We start from the raw sequence: 20830 nt of genomic DNA, 5'->3' as shown, positions 1-20830 counted from the left end.
CCTCCCTTACATCATTCTATATGTACTTCTTTCTTCGTATTAGAATCCCTATATAAACAAGGTATTAAAATTGTATTTTTTATGAAAAAAAAAACGCACAAGCAGCATAACTTGTACGTTTTAATTTTTATTCAGCAAGATAATATAGTAATAGTTTTCGCGCTTTCTCATAATTCATGAAATCTCTATACAAAACGGGATACTTCACAATTTCTGTTTCTATAGAACGATATTGCGGAAACCATTCGAAAAATGATTTTCTCAGCCACTTTATTTGCTCAAACGAAATCTCCTTTTCGTTTTCATTAAGTACGTAACTCAAAGTCCCTGCTGTATGCATCCAATAATAATTTAAATCAGCGCTTATACAATCATCTTCTGTGAACATATTTTTATAATCTTTCCGTATTTTTTGAATGTCACAATTCGGAAATGGTTTATATAGAGGACTATGCATTTTTTGCAATTCATTAAACATAACTTGTTTTCCTAACTTCAAATACCCACTCCTTTATTTCTCTATCCAATTTAATAAATTTTCATAGTGATATTGAGCATCGATATACCCAAGATTATATAGATTAACAAGCTTTTCCTTATTTCTTTCTATTCCGCTTATAGGAAGTTGTACGCTAGGCTGAATAACATAAAAATTTTCTTTTTGTTCTTTTTGATTCATATAAGATATCGTCTCATTATAAAAACGATAATGCTCTACTAAAGTCTCTGCGATTTTCGGATATTTTCTATATAAAATTTTAGCCAGGCCAGAAAATTTATTTCGCTGCTTCTCATATCCTTCTGGTTTTGTCATAATAACAACATTCTTTTCATAACCATCATTTTGCGCTTTCAAAATTGGTACAGGATCTATAATTCCTCCATCTAACAATTTTCGATTATCATATTCTACAGCAGGTGCTATAAACGGTACAGAGCTTGATGCACGAATGATTTTTAAAATATCATTTCCATGTTCCTTTTTATTATAATAAACAGCCTGTCCTGAATCGCAATCGGTCGTTCCAATTACAAACTGTTCATTTGAATGTAGGAAAGTTTGAAAATCAAAAGGTACAATCTTGTTTGGTACTTCGTCAAATAGAAAATCCATACCAAATAATTCACGTTTTCGGATTAAATTTCGATAAGATATATATCTGTGATCTGCTACTAGCTCTGTATTTACTTTCTTATTCCTTCCTTTTTGACGTGACAAATAGGTTGCTCCCATACACGCTCCAGCAGATACACCGACTACATACGGAAAGAATAAGTTTTGTTCCATGAAATATTCGAGTACTCCTGCAGTATATAAACCTTTCATTCCTCCGCCCTCTAATACTAAACCAATATTCTTCATGCTATATCCCTCTACTCCTTTTTTCTTACTTACATATTAGCACAAGATTTTAAGATGAGGTTATATAATTGAATTGCAACAATAACCAGAAACTACTAAAGTAATGTCATAATTTCTTAGTAAGTAGCATGGTACAATATAAGTAACACATCCCACATATATTAAAGGAGGAATTTCATATGGGCTTATTTAGCGGTATTTTAGGAAATGCATCGAATGCGAGTACAGAAAGTGTAGAACGTGATTTAGAGAAGATTATGCTAGACGATGAGAAAGTTGAGCATGCTTATAAATTAATTCGCGATTTAATCGTATTTACAAATCGTCGTCTTATTTTAGTAGATAAACAAGGAATATCAGGTAAAAAAACAGAGTATCATTCTATTCCTTATAAAAGTATTACACAATTTAGCATTGAAACAGCTGGGCATTTTGATTTAGATGCAGAGCTTAAAATTTGGGTGTCTAGTATGGATGATCCAATTGCAAAAGAATTTAAAGGTGACGATAGTATTTTAAGCATTCAAAAAGCGTTAGTAATATATACGACAAAATAGTTATTTTGTATTTTTATTCATTTATGAAATTACTAACCCGAATATTTTGGAAGTATATACAATATTTTTGTATATTTAATCTCTATTAACATAAAAAGGTAAAGCGTACTTCTAATGCTTTACCTTTCTTTTTTGTAATAAATAAGTGTAGCTTTATCATTTAATTTCTTTATAACTTCTGTTCTTTTATAACCTATCTTTTCATATAAAAAACAATTTCTCTCTTCTTCTAAAATAGTAGCAAGTTCCCAACTCATCGCTTCAGGAAACATCTCCTCAATTAATAATAATACTTTTTGAGCAATTCCGTTTCCTTGAAACTCTGGATGTATGAACATAGGACTTATCCAAAATTGATTTGTTTTTTCTTTATGATATATACACATTGCCCCAACAAACTGACCATCTACTATAATTTTATAAAATCCACCATTTGGGTATTTTATTCTTGTCATCGTTCGTTGAATCGGCTCATTTGCTGGACTCGTCTCATAGTCTTGATACTTCTCTAATAACGGATAAAATGATGTAATTTGCATTGTAAATATGTCCAGTGCATCTTTCTCAGTTGCTCTTTTTAGTATAATATTCATCTTACCAATCTAGACGCTTTCTTAATGAAGTAATATGAGCTGTATGATGACGACCGTGCCATGCGTATAGTCCAATTGCAACAGCCAGTTTTGTTTCACCAGATTCAGGATGATTAAATGTCTTTTCTAAATCAGTAGGTTCTAATGAATATAAAAGGTTAACCCATCTTTTATGTAATGAATCTAGCATTACTAGTGAAACATCTACAGGTAGTTTCGAATCTGGTAATTCTGCCCATTTTTCTTCTTTATACGGTTTAATAGTTGGATTCTTTTCTGTTAGTGCTAATTTAAAGCGTATGTAACTATTCATATGGCTATCAACAACGTGATGAACAACTTGACGAACTGTCCATCCACCAACGCGATACGGTGTGTCTAACTGCTTCTGATCTAAATCTTTAATTGCCTTTGCTAAATCAGTAGGTACATCCTCAATTTCTTGAATCCATTTATCAATCATTTCCTCAGTAATAGGACGCTTGTATGTAAATTGGCCAATTGGATATCGTAAATCATTCATGAATAAGTCCCCCCTATTATTTTGAACACGAAGTAGTTCTGCAAATATAATGTACAAAATTTACACGTTCTCCGTTTAAGTCTACAGAAGTTGTATCTGCTTCATTTTTAAAAGAAAATCCGCTTTTTTCTAGTACAATTTGTGATGCAAGATTATTAGTCGTTGTTTTAGCATGAACCTCATTAATTTCATTATTTTTCGCTACGTCTAAAATTAATTTTACAGCTGCTGTTGCAACTCCTTTTTTAGTGAATTTTTCTCCGACTCGATAACCTAACGAACTGATTCGAGTTTCGGTATCTATATTTACTAAGTTAATTCGTCCTACAATTTCTTTTTCTTCATTACGAATTAAATAAAAATAAGAACTTCCATCTGCCTGTTCTATTAATAAATCGTCTAATAGTTTTTGAAAATATTCAAAATCGAAATATTGCGAACCACGATTTGGTACCATCGTTTCAAAAAAAGATTTATTCGTAAGTTCAAATGTAAATAAATCCGCAGCATCTTGTTTTTTTAGTTTCTCTATGTATATTTCCATCCCGTATTCTCCTTCTTGATTTACTAACTGTTATACATTCTTTTTTAATCAATTATATTCCTGCTATTTCTTTCGATTAAGTAATACAGCTAGTAGCACTTTCGGATGAAAAAGGTGAAATGGACTACGAATTAAATTCATCACTCGTACTAACCGAATATAAACATCAGAATCACTTGCGGAAAGTCGATATATTTGTTTCGTATACCATAGCTGAAATTTTTGTTTCGTAGTTAATTCTCTCTTTAGCTGCGGGTGACGTGATATTTCCGTTGTTGTCATATCCCAAGGGATTTCTATTATGTCAGCTGTCTTTTTATAAAATTGTTGTGTAAATGTTTTATCGAGCTGTTTTCTACTTTGCAAAAGTAATTGCAATTGGTGAGCTTCCATAGCAGCAACTGAAACACCTTGACCGAAAACAGGATCAAAACGACATTGTGCATCTCCAACTACTAACAACCCTTCTGGTACATTGTTAACTAAATCAAATCGCCGGCGTACTTGATAGGGAATTTTGTATGTCTTTATATCAGTAATTCCCTCAGCCTTGTTTAGGAAGTCTGTAACATTAGAAATTGATAGGTTTTCAGCAAAATCATAAAACTCATCATCTGTTTGTGGTGCTTTCTCATTTGCGTATCCACTGAAAGTAACAAAATAACGATTATCTTCAATCGTTTGAATAAGAACGCCATAAGGGTTTTCAGGGAAACTCGGAGACATTAGCATATTACAACAGTCTAACTCCTCATTTTCTTTAAGTTGGAACATTTTTGTTGCGTAAAATAAATCGATACGAACTTTCTCTTCTTGTACTTCAATTTCGTATTCTCGTAGCCACTCCATACTTTTTGAGCCAAATCCACTTGCATCAATTACAATATCTGCATGAACTTCTTCTTGCATGCCTGTCTCTAAATATTTAACTTTTACTCCACACACTTTGTTAAGCTTCCCATCTACTAATAACCCATTAACTAATGTTTTATATGTAATAGTAATATTTGAAATTTGATCAATTCGTTTTTGAATATGCCATTCTAATAAAGGACGACTTTGTTGAATCATATGAACTTCCCCTATGAATGGTTGTTTCCATAGACCAAATTGATGCCATTTCAAATCACGCGTAAAGTTATTTATAATACTGCCCGCTTTTATTAATTCATTCGTAATAGTAGGAAACAATTCTTCAATTGCTTTTTCTCCACCTTTTAATAACACGTGAGGATGATCGCTTTGTGGAACTCTTTTTCTTGAAGCTTTTCCATCCCATTTGTCACCGACTTCTAAAATGATTACTTCTTTAAAAGAAGTTGATAATGCCTTTGCTGCAAACTTTCCCGCCATACTTCCACCAATAACAATAGCCTTATTAAACATATTCTCCCCCTTAATAAAAAGAGATCCTGTCGTGTATAAATGAAACAGGACCTTAATTACATTGCTTCTTTATCATTATAATTAAAATACATGAGTAAATTGCAACGTTAAAATTAAAATACCTAATCCCCATACGTAATACGCGAATACTTTTAAGGAATGACGTTTTAAATATTGAATTATCCATGAAACTGCTATGTAACCAAAGAAAGCTGCTGATAACGTTCCGACAATTAATGATGTACTAGAAATAGATTCTGCTTTCCCTTGAAAAACATCTATAAATTGCAAGATGATTGCTCCGACTATTGCTGGCGTAGATAATAAAAAAGAAAAGTATGCTGCTGTTTCACGGTCTAGTTTTCTCCATAAAGCAGCGACAATCGTCATTCCAGAGCGAGAAATTGCCGGGAAAATAGCAGCCGCTTGAAATGAACCAATGATAAATGCATCTTTATATGTAATGTCGTCCATTTTTTTACGACCATCCTTTTGTTTATCGGCCATATATAGAAAGAAACCTGTCACTAAAAACTCCCAACCGATGGTAATGCCTGTTTTTGAAATATCTTCAAAGAAGTCTTTAAATAATAAACCGATTACAACCGCAGGTATCGTCCCAACGATAAGTAATAACATAAGCTTTGAAAATGGATTTTTCATTAAATATATAAATTCTTTTTTGTAATAAATAAACACGGCAAGCAAAGTCCCAATATGCAGCGTCGTATCTAAAAACAATCCCGCTTCATCTAATTGAAACAAATGCCGTCCTAAATAAAGGTGCCCTGTACTACTAATCGGTAAAAACTCTGTTAACCCTTGAATTATACCTAAAATAAATGCTTCTAACCAATTCATGATGGTCTCCTTTCTCGTTTGCTTGTTCCAATATATGAAGGTTAAATTTTCGATATGAAAAAAACTATATTTCTCTAAGAATTTACTTTTAAATTATGGATATATATGTAAAGAGAGTCGAGGTGGGTTAATATGTGGAGGCACACAAAATTCGGCAATGTATTACTTTGGGTGGGACCTATCCTTGTGTTTTTAGGATTATGTATGACTAATGTTATTTCAGACATTCCTTTCTTTGAAGGAAAACATAAAACGCTCGGAATAATAATTTTATTTATAGGGGTTTTCTGTTTAATTGCTGCTAATTATTTTAAAAAAGGAGAAAGAAATGAAGAATAAAGCTAAATAAAAAAACAATCCCAGTATAAATGCTAGGATTGTTTTTCGTTTATGTTGCTTATTTATAGAATACTTTATCAACGTTATATTTTGCTTTGTATTCATTAATGATATATGTTTCGTAAATTTCTCTTTCTGTTGGATCTTCTACGATACATGCATCAATACGGTATACTTCGTCACGATGATTTTTAATTGGTGAAACATTGTCTTCAAAGTGTTTTTTAATACGTTGTCTAATTTTACGAGCTTTACCTACGAAAAGCAGTTCGTCATTAATATTGTAAAACATAAAAATGCCGCCTTTATCTCTAGGGAACAAGTGGAAATCGATAAAACCATTAATTGGAGTAATGATTGCCTCGTCTCCTTTAATAACTTGTTTACGTTCAGTAATTGAAACATCAGCTTCAGGAATATTAATTTTAATCAAGTTCATTCACGTCCTCTTTTATTATAAAGATAAATAATAGCATACATACGTAAGAAAAGCTATGTCCAGAGGCATATTTCATTTTATAATTCAAATATTATAGGTGTATCATGTAAACTCTTCTTCCAAATCATATGATCACTTGATTTTCCCCAATAATCCTTCAGTACATAACTAGGTTCTCCAAACTTCTTTGTCCATATACTTTGTGCTTTTTTGTATCCACTATCTAAACAGTATTCTGTTATTCCTCTGCTAAGTAATGTAAGATGCATTGCATGTAATAGTAAACTCCCTATACCCTTTCTTTGATACTCAGGAAGTATAAATACAGTTCCTATTTCATACAAATCCTTAAGTACACCGCCTGTACAACTAGTAATCAATGTACTTGCTGGACCAATTTCAATTGTTCCAATCATTTTATCGTTATTTGTATCTATCGCTAATAAAAAGTAACGATTTTCTCCATTACTATCAAAATCATCTTTTAAATATTGCTTTTTCGAGTTAATTTCATTTTCTATGTCATCCAATAATTGTGATAATCCTTCATTTTTATATGTATCCGTAATAACTATACGGAAAAACAAGTGAAGTTCCTCTAAATCATCCAAATTCGGCCTTCTAATCGCAACGTTAGTCATGAATGAATTCTCCAATCTATGAAAATATACGAGAACAGCTTATATTGTAGATGTATTTTGGTGTTAAACAATAACTTTATCATGTGAATTGCTTCTTTTTGAATTTATATATCATCACAACATATATTCGTCTAAAACTATTATATGACATGATTAATACAATACTTTATATACTCTATTCAATATTATTCTACAAAAACCTGCATAGATCCAGCAGTAAAGAAAGCTCAGTACAAAGATTGATAAAATAATTTTTATGTCTAAAGTTGTATGAACAGTAGGGCCAAGTACTGGAAAACGGAAAATATCGAGAATGATCATAATACCTATAAGTAGGCATATCGCAGAAAAGGAAACAACCCATATTCTCCTCCTTAATCTTGAAAAGGATACTCCTAACGCTATACCTAATAAGCCAGTAGTAAAAGGGAAAACAAATAGTTCGCTTGGTTGAATAATAAATAATAGAAAAATAGTTAGAACATAAGAAAGTATTCCCTCACGAATAGAATAACAAATAGCAAAGAAAATAGGTAACGTCGCAAATGGACTAATGAGTAATCCTATACCAGGAATTAAGTTCCCAGCTACTTGAAACATGGTGGCCAATGCGCTCATTAAAGCTGTCATTGCTAACTTATTTACAAGGGACAACTTTCTTTTATGAACAAAGTTCGCGTCATGCTCTATCATCAGTTGATACCAATAACGTACAAACCGATTCATCAAAATACCCCCTAAAGATACCTCATTAATCACTTTCTATATTATTCATACACTTTTTGTTTATGTGTTACTTTCTGCATGGTTATGACTCACTATCCAGGAGTCATTTATTCATAGTAGTATTTTTAGGGAGACGACAGGTCGTGCATTTTGAAGAATGTAGACTGAGAGTTTATATCATATCAAGGAACAATCTCATAAATAGTACCTTTGTTAAAATCAGATACTTTCATAGAACCGTAAACACCTAAATATAATTTAGTTTGATCCAAATTTGCTCCTAAACTCATATAATAAGCTGCTTGCGTACCAAAATCATAATTGGTTTCAATAACATGAAAGTCATTATGTTTACCGTCTGTACCGGCTCTAGTATATGCTAAAACACCTTTAACTGGAGGACGAGAATCTTCTTTCTTAGCGAGGTCAGTAAATACGACACTACCTGTTAAATTTGGAATTGCAGTCCCCATATATGGCTGAACTCCTGTAAGTGAAGTTCCTCCAAATTTATCCGGTCTAGAGTCTTTATGGAAATAACTAATAAGAGGCTGAATACGCTTCACTGATGTTTGGATTGTTTCATCATAATAAGCCATTATCCTCTCATCCAAAGTAGGATTCTCAGAACAGTGTCTTATAAAAGAGGTTGGTAAATCTCCTTCCCATCCTCGCCAACCAAAATTAAGAAATCCTTCTTGATTAGGAGTAGAACTCATTAAATACGTTTGAACAAGTTCTGTAACCGGAATTGATTTATAATGAACAAACGAGAAAATCGACTCTACGATATCCTGTCCGACATTTCCAGCGTATTTGATATATTGATTATAAAACCTTTGGAATGTAATACCGGTTATATTTCGAACACCTTTCGCAATTACTGTAAGGGTTTCTTGTATAGATAAAGGAAGTTCATTAAAGCGCGTTACTACTGGAGGATTATGTATGATTGTATTTTTACTTACATCGATTTCAATGATTTTACCTGCTATTTCTAAATCATCTTGGCTTAAATTAAATGGGTCATAACCTGATCCACCATCTCCATTTGTAAAAACAAGTTTTCCAGTCTCCGGTGAAAAATTTAAACTATTAACGCCGTTATGATTGAAAAATGGCCTTCTTATATTAAGTAATGTTCTTCGTTTTTCAGGTTGACCGTTTGATTGTAAAACCCATTCCTCAATTGCATCAATATGGTCATATTGAGCATCTCTATTTACCCACTTTAAGTTTAAAGATTTAGGGTCACAAGGATTCGGTTTAAATTGTTCTGAAAGCGCACCAGCCCCTTGAGTTCCAGCTACTGAATAATGAAGGTAAAATAAACCGTTATGATTAAATTGTGGATGAAACGCTAGTCCTAGTAACCCTCGCTCATCATAGCCACTACTAGAAACGCCTTCTTCAGATGTGCCTAATTTAATAATCCGATTACGAATATTTAAAAATGTCTTTATCGCTCCGTCTCCTATGTAAAAAATCTCTCCTAATTGAGTTGCGACAAATAGTCTTTCAGTTGAATCACCCGGAAGTATAGTGGTTTTCATCACAGTCGGTAAATTTATATTATGAACAATGGGCCGTAAACTAACTTGAATTTTTGTCAATTAACTTTACACCCCTTTTGCTTCTTTTTATAGAAGAATATGATAAGAGTAGTTCTATTAGTATTAAACAAACGATATTCCTTTTTATTACAATTTTGTATATAATATAAGTATATACAATCTAGGGGGACCAACGATGACAATCGTACTACAAATCATCTTACCACTAATTTTCGCAGTGTATTTATTTATCCTCTATCGTAATGAGAAGTTTGGATCAGCTTCATTCCTTTTAGCGGTCATAATTGGGATTTTCGGTTTAGAGAATATTTTTCAATATGCTAGTTTAACAGATCATGCTGTGTATCCATATTGGGGCAGTTTGAAAGCTGTTGTTATCATTTTATCAGTCGTATTTCTATTTAAAAAAGGAGGTCTGACAGGAAAATACTAATTTGTAACGCTGTACATATTTTCTTATCCTATTGCTTTTATTTTACAAAAGAAGAAATGTCCATGTAAAAACAAGAAGAAGTGTGTTACATATGTCTATAAATATTATTTCTATAGTTTCTATAATAATATGGATTGTGTTGATTACAGAACTTATAAAACCTTCAAAAGAACAGAATGGACGAAAAATAGTAACTTTATTAACGGCCGGTTCCGCATCAACAATTATTTTGACGGTTTCATTTATTCAAAATATCCCGTTTTGGAATTGATAGTGATATAATTACAAAAAATATTTATAAATAAAAAAGATTAGGATTCGCTCCTAATCTTTTTTATTATTCAATTGCACCAGCAACGTCATAATCATTTAAATCTAATTCAATTGGTTGTCCTAGCGCTAGTTTAGCTAATTCAGATCCTAAATATGGACCAGCCGTTAAACCTGAAGCTCCTAATCCATTCGCAACGAGAATACCTTCAAAGTTAGGTAGTGGGCCAATAACAGGTAAGAATCCAGGCGTGAATGGTCTGAATCCAACTCTTGTTTCAAGCATTGTAGCATTTTCTAAACCAGGTGCAACTGCTAATGCTTTATGGAATACTTCATGTAAACCACCTGCTGTTACACGATGATCAAAACCAGTGTCGTTTTCATGTGTCGCACCAATTACGACATGACCATTATCAAATGTTAAAATGTATTGATCGTTTGGCGGCATAACAACTGGCATATTTTCTGTTGCTGTATTTTCCATTTGCAGGTGAACAATTTGTCCTTTTTGGAACGTAACTAAGAAATTAATTCCTAATGGGTTTAATATTTCATTCGCCCATGCACCTGCAGTTACAATAACTTTTTCTGCTAAAATTGTTTCATCATTTACTTTAACACCCGTAATATGATTCCCTTCACGGACTAATACTGCATCGCCTTTTAAAAAAGTTGCACCATGTTTTTTCGCAGCGCTTATTAATGCGTTGCGTAATAATCTTCCGTTTACTCTTGCAGCACCACTAATATGAACAGAACTATATTCTTCTGATAATGCCGGGAATAATTTTTTCGTTTCTTCAGCTGATAAACGCGTAATTTCACCAATCTCTGGTGCATCTTCACGTCGTTTATAAGCTCGCTCTTCCATTTGATCTAGTTTTTTCTCGTCAGTATGTAAACTAATTGCACCTACACGGTTGTATCCTGTATCCGTTTCACCGTCTTCTTCTAATTGTTGAATTAACGACGAATAGTAACGCGCACCGCCTTTAACGATTTTATACCACGCTTTATTACGACGTTGTGAAAGCCATGGACATACTATACCTGCTGCTGCATCAGTGGCTTGCCCTAATTGTTGGCGATCCACGATAGTAACATTCGCACCAGCCTTAGCCAGATGATAAGCAGTAGACGCTCCTAAAATTCCAGATCCAACTACAATATACGATTTCATTTCAAACACCTTTTCTCTTTGCTAATTATATAAATATAAGAACATTCTTAAGTATAATAGAAGGAATCCTTTTTTCAATGTACTCATCGCAATTAATTATTTCACCATTGTGACTTTCCTAATCGTTATTTCTTCTGCTTACGGAATAATTCAATTGTTTTATAGCCTTGTGAAAGGATTTCAATCATTTTCTCAAGGCGTTTTTCACGTGTTTTTTCTTGTTTCACTGAAAATAAATTACGTGCCCAATCTTTTTGATATCCAGGAGTTAAACTTTGATAAAACTTAAGTTCATTTGGATGATTAGCTAATAAAGCTTCAACATCTTTAATTCGACCTGCATAATCGGCAACACATTGACTCATAGCAGGCGTTTTCGTCGCTTTTTTCTTTTCACGCTTTAAGCCTACAACAGTAAAGACGTCATCCATACTTACCATTCGAGCAAATTTAATTTCGCTTTCTCCTACATAGCCATCTTCTCCAACGCTTAATGCTGGAAACATCTCATCGCGGTGAATAAACGTACTGTAACGAGCATTACCTTTTTTCGGATATGCGAAAAAGATATAACCTTTTTCAAGTAATAATGCTTCATTACTAATAATAAAATTCGTTTGTTTCACCATTTCATCAAGCGTTTCAACAAAAATAAAAATAGCATCGTGTTCTTTTGAATATGCAGTTTCTTTACCTGTGAAAATGTCATAATCACTTGGTTCGTTAATAACAACCATATTCGTATACTTATTAAGTTTCAATTTATCGATAACTGACATAATAATCTTCCTTTACATTCGAAATTCATTGTACATACTTTTTTATACTGTTCTAGTGTATTATATCTATTTAGAAAATCAAACTTTAAATAGTATTATTCTGTTTCAAAAGAACAAAAATCTTTATTTGAAGAACTGGTTTTACAAGAGGATGATGGAAAGGAACCAGTTTTTAATTCATATGAAGAGGCTGCAGAAACATTAAAAACATTAGAAGAAAACCTTTTAAACCAAAAATTATACAAATAGCCGATTCCGAATAAGAACAGGCTATTTGTACAATCACAACTCAATAGTAAATAAAGTATATAAAAGCTCTCTATATTGATCTTCTGTAATTTCACGCTTAGTTTTTGCTCCATACATCATTTTAGTTAAATTAGAATTCGTTAAAGAGATATGGCCAGCGTTCGTCAACTTTACTGCAATTGATCCTTTATTGAAAATAGACTTTTCATCTTCTACCACTCTTCTTTGAACATCGTTTACTACTGTCTCGTCAATAATATGAGTATAAAAAGCATGACAAACTTTCCATTCTCCAGCAACATCTATTCTTTCTAGAACATAATTGCCTTTACTCGTATCTTTTCGTCTTACCCGGTACGAACCGTTTTTTGAAGAAACAGACTCACCAGTAAAAGGTACAGGAACGAGGGGTACTAACGAAGCTATACCTACATCAATTAAATACTGTACGTTATCTTTATTTAAAATAATTGTTATATGTCCGTCCTCAAGTGCCCAAGCGTTTATATCATTTTTATATACAGTACCTAGTGCGAGTTGTACATCATAACCACTATCTTTTAAAAAATAATAAAAAAGAGTATTTAATTCATAACAAAGCCCACCGCGGGAACTAGTTAAAATTTTCTCTTGTAAGTTTTTCATAGAAATTGCATTTATATTACCTGCTATAACATCTAAATTCTCAAACGGTATTGTGTGAGCAAATGCAAAGAGTATTGTACTTAATTCTTCAAATTTTATTTCAGTACGTTTTTCAAGGTTTAATCTTGTAAAGAGTTGGTCTTGTAACTTTGTCATATTCAGCACCCCTTAATAAGTTATAAGTTTAAATAATATATGCTGATTGTATATGTGATGAGGTACTGTAACAATGTACATTTCGTTTAACTGTACCGGTACAAAAATTCTAATTCACAAGATTGCCTAATATAAGAATTAAAATAAGAGGCATCATTAAAATGCCTCTTATTTACTCTGGGATGTTACGAATATAAATGTAATAGTTTGTCTATGGATACATTATTAATATTACTTAAATCAATAAAATATTGAAGTTGCCACATTTGGCTCTTTTTAGCTTGATTACTAACAGGTTTATCCCATATAGAATAAACTCTCATAGCCATCTTTCCTTTTTGATTTTGAGTTTTTAATATTTTTTCTTCAAGAAGAATCTCTTTTGGGAAAATAAATTGTCCTAGTTTATGATCGTTAATACAAGTGATAACTAATAAGTCAGGAGCAGCGTCATAAGAAAACGCTTGATTTTGCATGTTTTCATTTTTCTCCCAAAAAGAAACAAATTGACCAATTTTGTTAGGAGTAATTTTTGATACTCTAAAACGTATCGTTTTGTCATTTAAGTGAAATAACCCCCCAGCATACTCTGAGTTTTGTCTTTCTTCTTTTAGATTAGTGATTATTAAGTTATTAGGTTTATATACTATGTTATTTAAATTTTGAATGATATCATTAAAGTTGTTCAAGTAAACGCCCCCTTTATCCATCTTTTAGTTTATCACAAACGTTAGTTCTTATATATCATATAGATAACATATAGTAATAACGAAGTGAAAAAGAGGGGTATTTTAGTGGAACATGATTATGCAGGTTGACTAGATTATTTCAATGTACTCAATTTTTCAATTGCTTGTTGTTCAGTTGCTAAGTAAAAAATATCTTTCCCTTTATTACATTCATAAATAAAATCCTTTAAGCTTTTACTAGTATACATAGAGAAATCTCCAACAATAGCAATCTTTACCTTGTAGTTTATAAACTTTTGAAGGATATCGCCCGCAAGCCGTGTTTTTAGATCAAAGAAATCTTCACTTATTAAAGATTTATGGATAATAATATGTTTCGCATCTACCTCATATTGAACTGTTGCCATAGTATCTAATGCAGACTGAACATCCGATATTAATACCTTATCGTTTCTAATGACCGCAATATTGATTCCATCGATTATTACTTTTTTTATTTCCATAGTCCCACCCCTTTATAATTTACACAGTATGAGTAAAATTGTTTTACAAAACTTCGTATTAATCATAGATTAAATTAGCCGCAGCTATTAAAATCGCCTCTATTTTTTATTACTAATACGGTCAATGAAATTAATGGATAGTTTCTCTTTTTTATATTTTTGAATATATATATGAAATTGCTTTTACTTGTTATACAAATATTGTGGAGTAACATAACTTAACAAACTATCCAAAGTGTTAATCTCGGCATATGGTTGTGTTTTGGTAGTATTCTTGATTTTCTGAGGGTTAAACCACACACCTTTTATATTTGCATTTTGAGGACCAGCAATATCCTTTTCTAAGTCATCCCCAACAAATAAAGTATTTTCCGGCTGTAAATCTAGCTTTTTTAATGCTAGTTCGAATATACGTTTATCAGGTTTACTAAATCCCACTTCTTCAGAAATAATGATTGTTTCAAAATACCTATTTAAATTCGTGTTAAATATTTTAGCTTTTTGCCTCTGAGTTGAGCCATTTGTTATAATTCCAACTTTAAAGTGCTTCTTTATTTGATTTAAGAAATGAATAGTATTTTGGTCTATTGAAAAACATCTAGGGAAATTATTATTCCAAAAATCTTGGATGTAATTGCGTGGCAATCTATAACTCGGCGTGAATTCATCAAACAATGATTCTAAAACCGTCGTTTTATTACTTATGCCATATTCTCTTTTATCGTATTCTTTGAATTTCTGTAACATGTTGCTTTTAGCCGCACCATCTACATTTTCATAACACTTTTCTAAAACAATTAAAAATAATGCCTCTACTGCTGTATCCCTATCAAGTAATGTATCATCTAAATCAAACAGCATCGCTTTATAACCCATCAAATAATTTCACAACCTTTCTCGCATGATTTAAATAATCCTTAGTTCACACCTTAAGCGTTTACTAAATTAGCAAAAAAACTCTAAAGTTTGTGACGTACACTCTATAATTTCGCTAGCTTTTTTTATATTGAAATTCATTTCCGTTTCCCCTTCTAGTAAGTAGCGAAAGTATATGTTCACACAGTTTAAGAAATCACATGTAATTCCCAATATTATACATTAGTTTTTTGGAAATATAAATCGTTCAGCTTTTCATACGATAAGTTTTTTCAAGCATACAATTATTTTTTCATAAAACGGAATATGGCTAATAATATTTTTTTGGAGAATACACATTCTTGAAAATGAAGCTAATACGTTAAACGTCCTATGAAGTTCCTATTGTATCTCCACATAAACTCCAGATAGTACGGCTATAATGACTACCAGAGGTGATATTATGAAAAACTATCATATTCTCGTGGTAGAGGATGATCAAGAAATTCAGGAATTAATTAAACAATTTTTAATGACACAGCATTATACAGTGGTAGTCGCTTCAGATGGACTAGAGGGTATGACACAATTTAATAAGCAATCATTTGATTTAGTTCTTCTAGATGTCATGATGCCCAATCTTAATGGGTTTGAAGTTTCTAAAATGATTCGAAGTCAGTCAAACGTACCAATTATTATGCTAACTGCGTTAGAAGAAGAAGAAGATCAAATGAAAGGATTCGACCTTGGGATCGATGATTATATAACAAAGCCCTTTTCATTTCATGTTTTGATTAGACGAGTCGAAGCTGTACTTAGAAGAAGTTATGATAAAAATGTAAATAATCATTTGATATTTAAAGAAGTGCGTATTGATGTGGATGCATATAGAGTATATGTAAATGACGTTGAAATTATATTAACGACAAAAGAGTTTGAAATTCTACAACTACTATTTCAAAATGAGAGAAAAGTACTTACAAGAGAAAATATCGTAGAAAAGGTTTGGGGTTACGATTATTTTGGAGAAACACGAATAATCGATACACATATTAAAAACCTACGCAAAAAATTAGCTATCCCTTATATTAAAACAATAAAGGGTATTGGATATAAAATTGATGAATAGTATTGTGAAACTCATGAAAATGAAGCAAATTACTTATAAACTCTTTATGACTACATCTCTCATTTTATTATCCTTTGCAATATTGATTTATTTAACTTTATACTTCTTTCTTCCGACGTTTTATGAGCAATATAAAACAGATCAACTTCAAACAGGGATAAACGAAATCATTGATAAATCTAAAAATCTTACGTTTCAAGATGCGATACCACTTTTTGATGAATACGCCCAAAAAAATAATGCGATGCTTTATCTTCAAAATAAAGAAGGAATAATGATTTACTCTCCTTCATTTTCTTTTATTCAAAGTGGTACGCAAAAAACAGTAGTTACTAAAGCAACACGATTCGAGAATGCAAGTACCCTTAGCAATTCATATAACGTTACGAAACCAATTCAATTTCAAGATGGTAGTTTAACGCTTGTAGTGTTTGCTACATTTCAACCGATTGATGAAGCTTCACAGGTTTTAGTACGCTTTCTCCCCTATATTAGTATCATTGTGCTCGTTATTGGTATAGGGAGTGCTTATTTTTATTCCAGGTTTATTACAAAGCCACTTATTTATATTAATGAAGGTGCACAAAAGATGGCAAATTTAGATTTCTCCGAAAAAATTGAGGTTCGCTCTACAGATGAGTTAGGAGAATTATCTAATAGTTTGAATGACATGTCTATTAACTTGCAACAAGCTATGTTTGATTTAAAAAAAGCAAATGAACAATTAAAAAATGATATTGAAAAAGAAAGAGAAATAGAAACAAAACGCAGAGAGTTTTTTGCGATTGTAGCACATGAATTAAAGTCCCCTCTTACTGTAATGAAAGGATACTTAGAAGGAATGATATACAATATTGGCCCTTATCAAAATCGCGATCAATATTTAAAGAAGAATCATCAAATTATTGAAAGTATGGAACAATTAGTTCGTGAAATTTTAAGCGTATCGAAATTAGAACAACACACCTTTAAACTAAAAGTAGAAAAAGTTAATCTTTCAAAGTTAATAAATACAATTACAAAAGATCTCGAATTTTTCGCTTCACAAAAAAACATCCAAATAATAAAAGAAATTGATTCTGATCTTTCCGTTTATACAGATTATGTTCTTTTAGAAAAAGCATGTAAAAATATTATCCATAATGCGGTTATGTATTCACCACATAATGAAAAAGTTTATATACAGTTAAGTAAGGATCCTAAACAAGGTCAAATTAAAATACAAATTATGAATACAGGTGTCAATATTAAAGAAGAAGATATACAACAAATTTTCAAACCGTTTTATCGAATTGAAAAATCAAGGAATCGAAATACTGGAGGAAGCGGTTTAGGACTGTATATTGTGAAACAAATTCTTGAAACGCTAGATATAAAGTATTCTATAAAAAATATGGAACATAGTGTGCAATTTTGTATGAACATTCCATTATCTAAACAAAAAACAAATAAACTCCCCTCTTAGTAGGACGAGTTTATTTGTTTTTGTAGTAAGTATAAACTTATGATGAAATCATTGTAGTGGAAATAGATTATGAAATTGATTCAAGTTTAGGATAGTTCATTTTATAATTTGATTTTGGAGTTAGCATAACAATTATATATATAAAATCCTTAAATAGATTTGATCACTAGTTGGTTTTAGAAAACCTATAGTTATTACCATTGATGTTGAGGCACAGACCGCAAATCAGAAAAAACCCACACTAAGAAAAATAAAAGCCTTGCTGCATTTGAAGTATGGCAAGGCTTTTTTAAATTGCTCAATTCTTGTTCCACTAACGTCTTTGTTAGCTAAAAATTTAATTGTTTTAATAGCCTTTTGTTTAATTCCCACAATGCTGTTTTGTTGCTATCCCATTTCAAAAGCGTTACTGCTTCCTCAAAGCATAACCATTTATAATTGAAGTGTTCCTTAGATAATGAAATATTTTTTGTAGGAACTTTAACTCCAAAAGAAAATTCTTTTATTACATAAACATCTTCTCCCCAAAGGAATCCTCCAACTACATCCTCTACTGGTAATGAAGACACAGAATCTAATGTTATATATGGACATTCTCTTATAATACCAGCCTCTTCAAACGCTTCCCGTTTTGCTGATTCAATAGGAGTCTCACCATCTTCTCCACCACCAGCTATTCCTTGCCAATAACCATAATCACTTCGGTTAAAAATGGCATATTGAATGGAATCGTCAGTTTTTATATAAGGAAAAATCAATACTTGATATGGTGCTCTCATTGTTTAACCTCCTCCCGAAAATAAACTTTAAATAAATATGATCAATTTATTCACTAACTTGCCATTTTAGTGAATAAAGAGCCGACATCACAATTCTACATTAATAATGCAGGTTTATGGTCGCGGCTCTCCATTTTTAAAGAATTTTATTTTTCATAAACGGGGGTCACGATACATTTCCATCATCTCAAGAGGTTTTAATACCCTCAAAAGCGTTATCTTTTCTAAGCAAGGTAAATTAGAAAGGATGACGTTTTCTTATAAATCCCTCGATTCAAGATGAACTACTACCATTTGCAGAAGAATTACAACAATATCACACGTACGGTTTCCGAATCCATCATATCCATACGCATTGATCGTTCCATCTGCCAATGTTTCTTTCTTTAATTGATTAATAGAATCGTATTCATAGGAAACAGTTCGTAAAGATTCGTCCCTATATTTCTAACGTATTAAGATTTATAAAAGTTTTTTACAATTTTATATTTGATTTTTTAGTAACTCAACATATCATATCGTTAGGACTGAGTTACATATTTTGAAATCATCATCAGGAAAATCTGCAGATGTGCGGGTTCTTTTTTATAACATAGCGTCAGATAGTAGAGGCGAAACGAATGGGAACTTTAAAGTCTTGAAAACGTGATACATATCTTTTTATTGCGATGTTAATTTATTTTTCTAGCATCTTCATCTCACTACTTATTATGGACAGTACATTTAACTGGTTAAGCTTTATACTTGCACTGCTATCCTTATGTGCCTTAGCCTTAGCCTTCACCATACAAGACATTAAAAATAAGAATTACAGAATAAAATAAAAAAGCATCTGATTCAGATGCTTAACTCTCAATTTTATAGAATATTGACGCCCATGACCATACAGCTACCAAATACAATACATAGTAAACCTAACAGGATTAAAAACTCTGGTAGATCAAAGTGGTCTAGTAGCGCACCTATTAATAATCCAAAGGGATAGAATACAATTTCGATCCAGGTTACGCCCCCTGCTTTTTTTATTTCTCGGTAAGATACAATGCTAACAATTAAAATGCCTAACACAATCAATCCTATCCCTAACATCATTCATCAATTCACCCTTTTTAAAATTTAAAAATCTAGCTTTTCACTTTCATATACTGCTCTTTTACACGTGCCAGTAAGTCCCGCAGCTTATTTTCTACAGGATGTTCTTGATTTTCTGGTACTTCTCTTCCATTTGATGAAAAGCTTTGTGAGCATGCACTTTGTGTAACTTCAAATTTTGCATATGGGAAAGTGTGCTCATTTTCTTCACCAACGTTTTCAGTAGCGCTTCCATTTGAACCAGCGCGTATGCAGTTCTCGTCAAGTTTTGTGCGCTTCCCTTCCTTGTTTACCGTGTAATAGGTATCGTTGACCGTACCATATTTCATATCGGCTGTAGATGTTACTGCGGTTCCGTCTGCGGTGAATGTAACTACACGAAAACTATCTTCTTCTGGCAACAATTCCGCTCCAGGTACATTGTATAGTACCACTAAATCTCCTTCGTACGCTTCAGGAATGAGATAAATCGTATTTGTGGTGTCTTTTCCAAATCGGATACAACCGCTTAATACAATCATAAAAAAGATTCCGAAATAAATTATTACTTTTCTCATAGAGTCTCTCCCGCTATTTGTAAGAATGGTATAGTATTTATTATATAATGCAATATATTTCCTTGGATAGAATAAGTTTCTGGTTTAAAGACAACCTTCCTTAGCTTGATGGTGATGTGGTATTCCCTAAAAAGAAAGACTAAGGAAGGTCCCATAAACTAAAGCTCTCCTTTAGTTGAAAAAAAGGAATCCTCTCATTGTTTCTCACTTTGTAAATCTTATTGTTTACTAAAGATAAAGTGGTCTTCAGGCTTCCAAACGTGCAGATGGTCAGGAATGTATCTGCGTAGCCACAACATGACATTAATTCGTCTAGGATAAAAGCCATTTGAAAAATCATCGTCTTTAGATAATATTTCCAATGATATTGTGATGAAGCTTGTTGTTTTTGTGATTTTTATAAATAAAATTAATGGATATATTAAAAACCGTACTCATAAATGGAACAAATGTGTTACTTAGATTGTCTATTACGTATAAAAAGGTGTTCTTGGTAGTTC

At 32.0% G+C, this 20830-nt stretch carries 26 protein-coding genes; 6 read left to right on the top strand and 20 right to left on the bottom strand.

The window, feature by feature from the left end:
- Positions 1 to 127: 127 nt before the first annotated feature.
- Both JDS92_RS06010 and JDS92_RS06005 read right to left on the bottom strand, forming a co-directional pair.
- Positions 128 to 499 (bottom strand): YxiJ-like family protein, encoded by a 372-nt coding sequence (locus JDS92_RS06010; protein WP_199631650.1) that lies wholly within the window; start codon positions 497 to 499, stop codon positions 128 to 130.
- A 12-nt stretch (positions 500 to 511) separates the two neighbouring features.
- On the bottom strand, positions 512 to 1363 hold the full coding sequence (locus JDS92_RS06005) for a patatin-like phospholipase family protein (protein WP_097958634.1): 852 nt from the start codon (positions 1361 to 1363) through the stop codon (positions 512 to 514).
- A 179-nt stretch (positions 1364 to 1542) separates the two neighbouring features.
- Here JDS92_RS06005 and JDS92_RS06000 point away from each other — a divergent pair, with 179 nt between their 5' ends.
- A complete protein-coding gene (locus JDS92_RS06000; protein ID WP_000522466.1) occupies positions 1543 to 1920 on the top strand; it encodes a PH domain-containing protein in 378 nt (125 codons plus the stop codon).
- 119 nt (positions 1921 to 2039) lie between these two features.
- On the opposite strand, the gene JDS92_RS05995 is transcribed toward JDS92_RS06000, so the two are convergent.
- From JDS92_RS05995 to JDS92_RS05975, 5 genes are all read right to left on the bottom strand, one after another.
- Positions 2040 to 2513, bottom strand: coding sequence for a GNAT family N-acetyltransferase (locus tag JDS92_RS05995; RefSeq protein ID WP_001021459.1), 474 nt, complete (start codon positions 2511 to 2513; stop codon positions 2040 to 2042).
- A 1-nt stretch (position 2514) separates the two neighbouring features.
- Positions 2515 to 3036 (bottom strand): YfiT family bacillithiol transferase, encoded by a 522-nt coding sequence (locus JDS92_RS05990; RefSeq protein ID WP_000999060.1) that lies wholly within the window; start codon positions 3034 to 3036, stop codon positions 2515 to 2517.
- A gap of 16 nt (positions 3037 to 3052) precedes the next feature.
- Positions 3053 to 3580, bottom strand: a complete 528-nt coding sequence (locus JDS92_RS05985; RefSeq protein WP_087969297.1) for a GNAT family N-acetyltransferase — start codon at positions 3578 to 3580, stop codon at positions 3053 to 3055.
- A gap of 63 nt (positions 3581 to 3643) precedes the next feature.
- Positions 3644 to 4966, bottom strand: a complete 1323-nt coding sequence (locus JDS92_RS05980; RefSeq protein WP_000482067.1) for an NAD(P)/FAD-dependent oxidoreductase — start codon at positions 4964 to 4966, stop codon at positions 3644 to 3646.
- An 81-nt stretch (positions 4967 to 5047) separates the two neighbouring features.
- Positions 5048 to 5827: an undecaprenyl-diphosphate phosphatase gene (locus JDS92_RS05975; protein WP_199631649.1), complete on the bottom strand. Its 780-nt coding sequence runs from the start codon at positions 5825 to 5827 to the stop codon at positions 5048 to 5050.
- Positions 5828 to 5959: 132 nt separating this feature from the next.
- Here JDS92_RS05975 and JDS92_RS05970 point away from each other — a divergent pair, with 132 nt between their 5' ends.
- Positions 5960 to 6166, top strand: a complete 207-nt coding sequence (locus tag JDS92_RS05970) for a hypothetical protein (protein ID WP_000269008.1) — start codon at positions 5960 to 5962, stop codon at positions 6164 to 6166.
- Positions 6167 to 6224: 58 nt separating this feature from the next.
- On the opposite strand, the gene JDS92_RS05965 is transcribed toward JDS92_RS05970, so the two are convergent.
- From JDS92_RS05965 to JDS92_RS05950, 4 genes are all read right to left on the bottom strand, one after another.
- Positions 6225 to 6605 (bottom strand): nucleotide excision repair endonuclease, encoded by a 381-nt coding sequence (locus JDS92_RS05965; RefSeq protein WP_001048938.1) that lies wholly within the window; start codon positions 6603 to 6605, stop codon positions 6225 to 6227.
- 77 nt (positions 6606 to 6682) lie between these two features.
- Positions 6683 to 7246, bottom strand: a complete 564-nt coding sequence (locus tag JDS92_RS05960; protein ID WP_000185950.1) for a GNAT family N-acetyltransferase — start codon at positions 7244 to 7246, stop codon at positions 6683 to 6685.
- A 153-nt stretch (positions 7247 to 7399) separates the two neighbouring features.
- Positions 7400 to 7972, bottom strand: a complete 573-nt coding sequence (locus tag JDS92_RS05955) for a YybS family protein (RefSeq protein WP_097958639.1) — start codon at positions 7970 to 7972, stop codon at positions 7400 to 7402.
- A 182-nt stretch (positions 7973 to 8154) separates the two neighbouring features.
- Positions 8155 to 9585: a PQQ-dependent sugar dehydrogenase gene (locus JDS92_RS05950; RefSeq protein WP_199631648.1), complete on the bottom strand. Its 1431-nt coding sequence runs from the start codon at positions 9583 to 9585 to the stop codon at positions 8155 to 8157.
- Between the two features lie 136 nt (positions 9586 to 9721).
- Here JDS92_RS05950 and JDS92_RS05945 point away from each other — a divergent pair, with 136 nt between their 5' ends.
- Together JDS92_RS05945 and JDS92_RS05940 are read left to right on the top strand one after the other, a co-directional pair.
- Entirely contained in the window at positions 9722 to 9979 is a 258-nt protein-coding gene (locus JDS92_RS05945; RefSeq protein WP_000158007.1) for a hypothetical protein, read from the top strand.
- A 91-nt stretch (positions 9980 to 10070) separates the two neighbouring features.
- Positions 10071 to 10250 (top strand): hypothetical protein, encoded by a 180-nt coding sequence (locus tag JDS92_RS05940; RefSeq protein WP_140158463.1) that lies wholly within the window; start codon positions 10071 to 10073, stop codon positions 10248 to 10250.
- A gap of 66 nt (positions 10251 to 10316) precedes the next feature.
- Here the strand turns inward: JDS92_RS05940 and JDS92_RS05935 are convergent, their stop codons facing one another.
- The 6 genes from JDS92_RS05935 to JDS92_RS05910 all read right to left on the bottom strand — a co-directional run bounded on the left by JDS92_RS05935 (position 10317) and on the right by JDS92_RS05910 (position 15329).
- Positions 10317 to 11432: an NAD(P)/FAD-dependent oxidoreductase gene (locus JDS92_RS05935; RefSeq protein WP_033663300.1), complete on the bottom strand. Its 1116-nt coding sequence runs from the start codon at positions 11430 to 11432 to the stop codon at positions 10317 to 10319.
- 125 nt (positions 11433 to 11557) lie between these two features.
- On the bottom strand, positions 11558 to 12211 hold the full coding sequence (locus JDS92_RS05930; RefSeq protein ID WP_000110851.1) for a YdeI/OmpD-associated family protein: 654 nt from the start codon (positions 12209 to 12211) through the stop codon (positions 11558 to 11560).
- Between the two features lie 282 nt (positions 12212 to 12493).
- Positions 12494 to 13261: an arylamine N-acetyltransferase family protein gene (locus JDS92_RS05925; RefSeq protein ID WP_199631647.1), complete on the bottom strand. Its 768-nt coding sequence runs from the start codon at positions 13259 to 13261 to the stop codon at positions 12494 to 12496.
- Positions 13262 to 13446: 185 nt separating this feature from the next.
- The gene (locus JDS92_RS05920) at positions 13447 to 13950 is read right to left on the bottom strand and encodes a MepB family protein (RefSeq protein WP_242475985.1); all 504 of its coding nucleotides are present in this window, start codon (positions 13948 to 13950) and stop codon (positions 13447 to 13449) included.
- Between the two features lie 134 nt (positions 13951 to 14084).
- On the bottom strand, positions 14085 to 14453 hold the full coding sequence (locus JDS92_RS05915; protein WP_097958643.1) for a DUF4180 domain-containing protein: 369 nt from the start codon (positions 14451 to 14453) through the stop codon (positions 14085 to 14087).
- Positions 14454 to 14636: 183 nt separating this feature from the next.
- The gene (locus JDS92_RS05910; RefSeq protein WP_199631673.1) at positions 14637 to 15329 is read right to left on the bottom strand and encodes an HAD family hydrolase; all 693 of its coding nucleotides are present in this window, start codon (positions 15327 to 15329) and stop codon (positions 14637 to 14639) included.
- Positions 15330 to 15771: 442 nt separating this feature from the next.
- Between JDS92_RS05910 and JDS92_RS05905 the strand changes: the two genes are divergently transcribed.
- On the top strand, positions 15772 to 16437 hold the full coding sequence (locus JDS92_RS05905) for a response regulator transcription factor (protein ID WP_000800728.1): 666 nt from the start codon (positions 15772 to 15774) through the stop codon (positions 16435 to 16437).
- Positions 16430 to 17902 (top strand): sensor histidine kinase, encoded by a 1473-nt coding sequence (locus JDS92_RS05900; RefSeq protein ID WP_199631645.1) that lies wholly within the window; start codon positions 16430 to 16432, stop codon positions 17900 to 17902. Before JDS92_RS05905 ends, JDS92_RS05900 begins: the two co-directional genes overlap by 8 nt.
- 329 nt (positions 17903 to 18231) lie before the next feature.
- Here JDS92_RS05900 and JDS92_RS05895 read toward each other — a convergent pair whose 3' ends face one another.
- From JDS92_RS05895 to JDS92_RS05880, 3 genes are all read right to left on the bottom strand, one after another.
- Complete coding sequence (locus JDS92_RS05895) at positions 18232 to 18681, bottom strand: NUDIX hydrolase (protein WP_001202610.1); 450 nt, start codon at positions 18679 to 18681, stop codon at positions 18232 to 18234.
- Between the two features lie 858 nt (positions 18682 to 19539).
- Positions 19540 to 19773: a hypothetical protein gene (locus JDS92_RS05885; RefSeq protein ID WP_000979111.1), complete on the bottom strand. Its 234-nt coding sequence runs from the start codon at positions 19771 to 19773 to the stop codon at positions 19540 to 19542.
- A 32-nt stretch (positions 19774 to 19805) separates the two neighbouring features.
- On the bottom strand, positions 19806 to 20330 hold the full coding sequence (locus JDS92_RS05880; protein ID WP_199631644.1) for a DUF6843 domain-containing protein: 525 nt from the start codon (positions 20328 to 20330) through the stop codon (positions 19806 to 19808).
- Between the last annotated feature and the right edge of the window lie 500 nt (positions 20331 to 20830).

It is taken from the genome of Bacillus cereus group sp. N12, from assembly GCF_016483575.1.
GTDB classification, from domain to species: domain Bacteria; phylum Bacillota; class Bacilli; order Bacillales; family Bacillaceae_G; genus Bacillus_A; species Bacillus_A toyonensis.
Note: the sequence above shows the minus strand (reverse complement) of the source record. Positions and strands in the feature narration are given on the sequence as shown.

Coding starts and splice junctions, on each gene's coding strand:
- JDS92_RS05960 (WP_000185950.1), bottom strand. CDS start 7,246: ATGACTAACGTTGCGATTAGAAGGCCGAATTTGGATGATTTAGAGGAA.
- JDS92_RS05970 (WP_000269008.1), top strand. CDS start 5,960: ATGTGGAGGCACACAAAATTCGGCAATGTATTACTTTGGGTGGGACCT.
- JDS92_RS06005 (WP_097958634.1), bottom strand. CDS start 1,363: ATGAAGAATATTGGTTTAGTATTAGAGGGCGGAGGAATGAAAGGTTTA.
- JDS92_RS05975 (WP_199631649.1), bottom strand. CDS start 5,827: ATGAATTGGTTAGAAGCATTTATTTTAGGTATAATTCAAGGGTTAACA.
- JDS92_RS05965 (WP_001048938.1), bottom strand. CDS start 6,605: ATGAACTTGATTAAAATTAATATTCCTGAAGCTGATGTTTCAATTACT.
- JDS92_RS05905 (WP_000800728.1), top strand. CDS start 15,772: ATGAAAAACTATCATATTCTCGTGGTAGAGGATGATCAAGAAATTCAG.
- JDS92_RS05990 (WP_000999060.1), bottom strand. CDS start 3,036: ATGAATGATTTACGATATCCAATTGGCCAATTTACATACAAGCGTCCT.
- JDS92_RS05980 (WP_000482067.1), bottom strand. CDS start 4,966: ATGTTTAATAAGGCTATTGTTATTGGTGGAAGTATGGCGGGAAAGTTT.
- JDS92_RS05955 (WP_097958639.1), bottom strand. CDS start 7,972: ATGAATCGGTTTGTACGTTATTGGTATCAACTGATGATAGAGCATGAC.
- JDS92_RS05935 (WP_033663300.1), bottom strand. CDS start 11,432: ATGAAATCGTATATTGTAGTTGGATCTGGAATTTTAGGAGCGTCTACT.
- JDS92_RS05885 (WP_000979111.1), bottom strand. CDS start 19,773: ATGATGTTAGGGATAGGATTGATTGTGTTAGGCATTTTAATTGTTAGC.
- JDS92_RS05910 (WP_199631673.1), bottom strand. CDS start 15,329: ATGGGTTATAAAGCGATGCTGTTTGATTTAGATGATACATTACTTGAT.
- JDS92_RS06000 (WP_000522466.1), top strand. CDS start 1,543: ATGGGCTTATTTAGCGGTATTTTAGGAAATGCATCGAATGCGAGTACA.
- JDS92_RS05915 (WP_097958643.1), bottom strand. CDS start 14,453: ATGGAAATAAAAAAAGTAATAATCGATGGAATCAATATTGCGGTCATT.
- JDS92_RS05930 (WP_000110851.1), bottom strand. CDS start 12,211: ATGTCAGTTATCGATAAATTGAAACTTAATAAGTATACGAATATGGTT.
- JDS92_RS05945 (WP_000158007.1), top strand. CDS start 9,722: ATGACAATCGTACTACAAATCATCTTACCACTAATTTTCGCAGTGTAT.
- JDS92_RS05925 (WP_199631647.1), bottom strand. CDS start 13,261: ATGACAAAGTTACAAGACCAACTCTTTACAAGATTAAACCTTGAAAAA.
- JDS92_RS05900 (WP_199631645.1), top strand. CDS start 16,430: ATGAATAGTATTGTGAAACTCATGAAAATGAAGCAAATTACTTATAAA.
- JDS92_RS05995 (WP_001021459.1), bottom strand. CDS start 2,513: ATGAATATTATACTAAAAAGAGCAACTGAGAAAGATGCACTGGACATA.
- JDS92_RS05880 (WP_199631644.1), bottom strand. CDS start 20,330: ATGAGAAAAGTAATAATTTATTTCGGAATCTTTTTTATGATTGTATTA.
- JDS92_RS05985 (WP_087969297.1), bottom strand. CDS start 3,580: ATGGAAATATACATAGAGAAACTAAAAAAACAAGATGCTGCGGATTTA.
- JDS92_RS05940 (WP_140158463.1), top strand. CDS start 10,071: ATGTCTATAAATATTATTTCTATAGTTTCTATAATAATATGGATTGTG.
- JDS92_RS05895 (WP_001202610.1), bottom strand. CDS start 18,681: ATGAGAGCACCATATCAAGTATTGATTTTTCCTTATATAAAAACTGAC.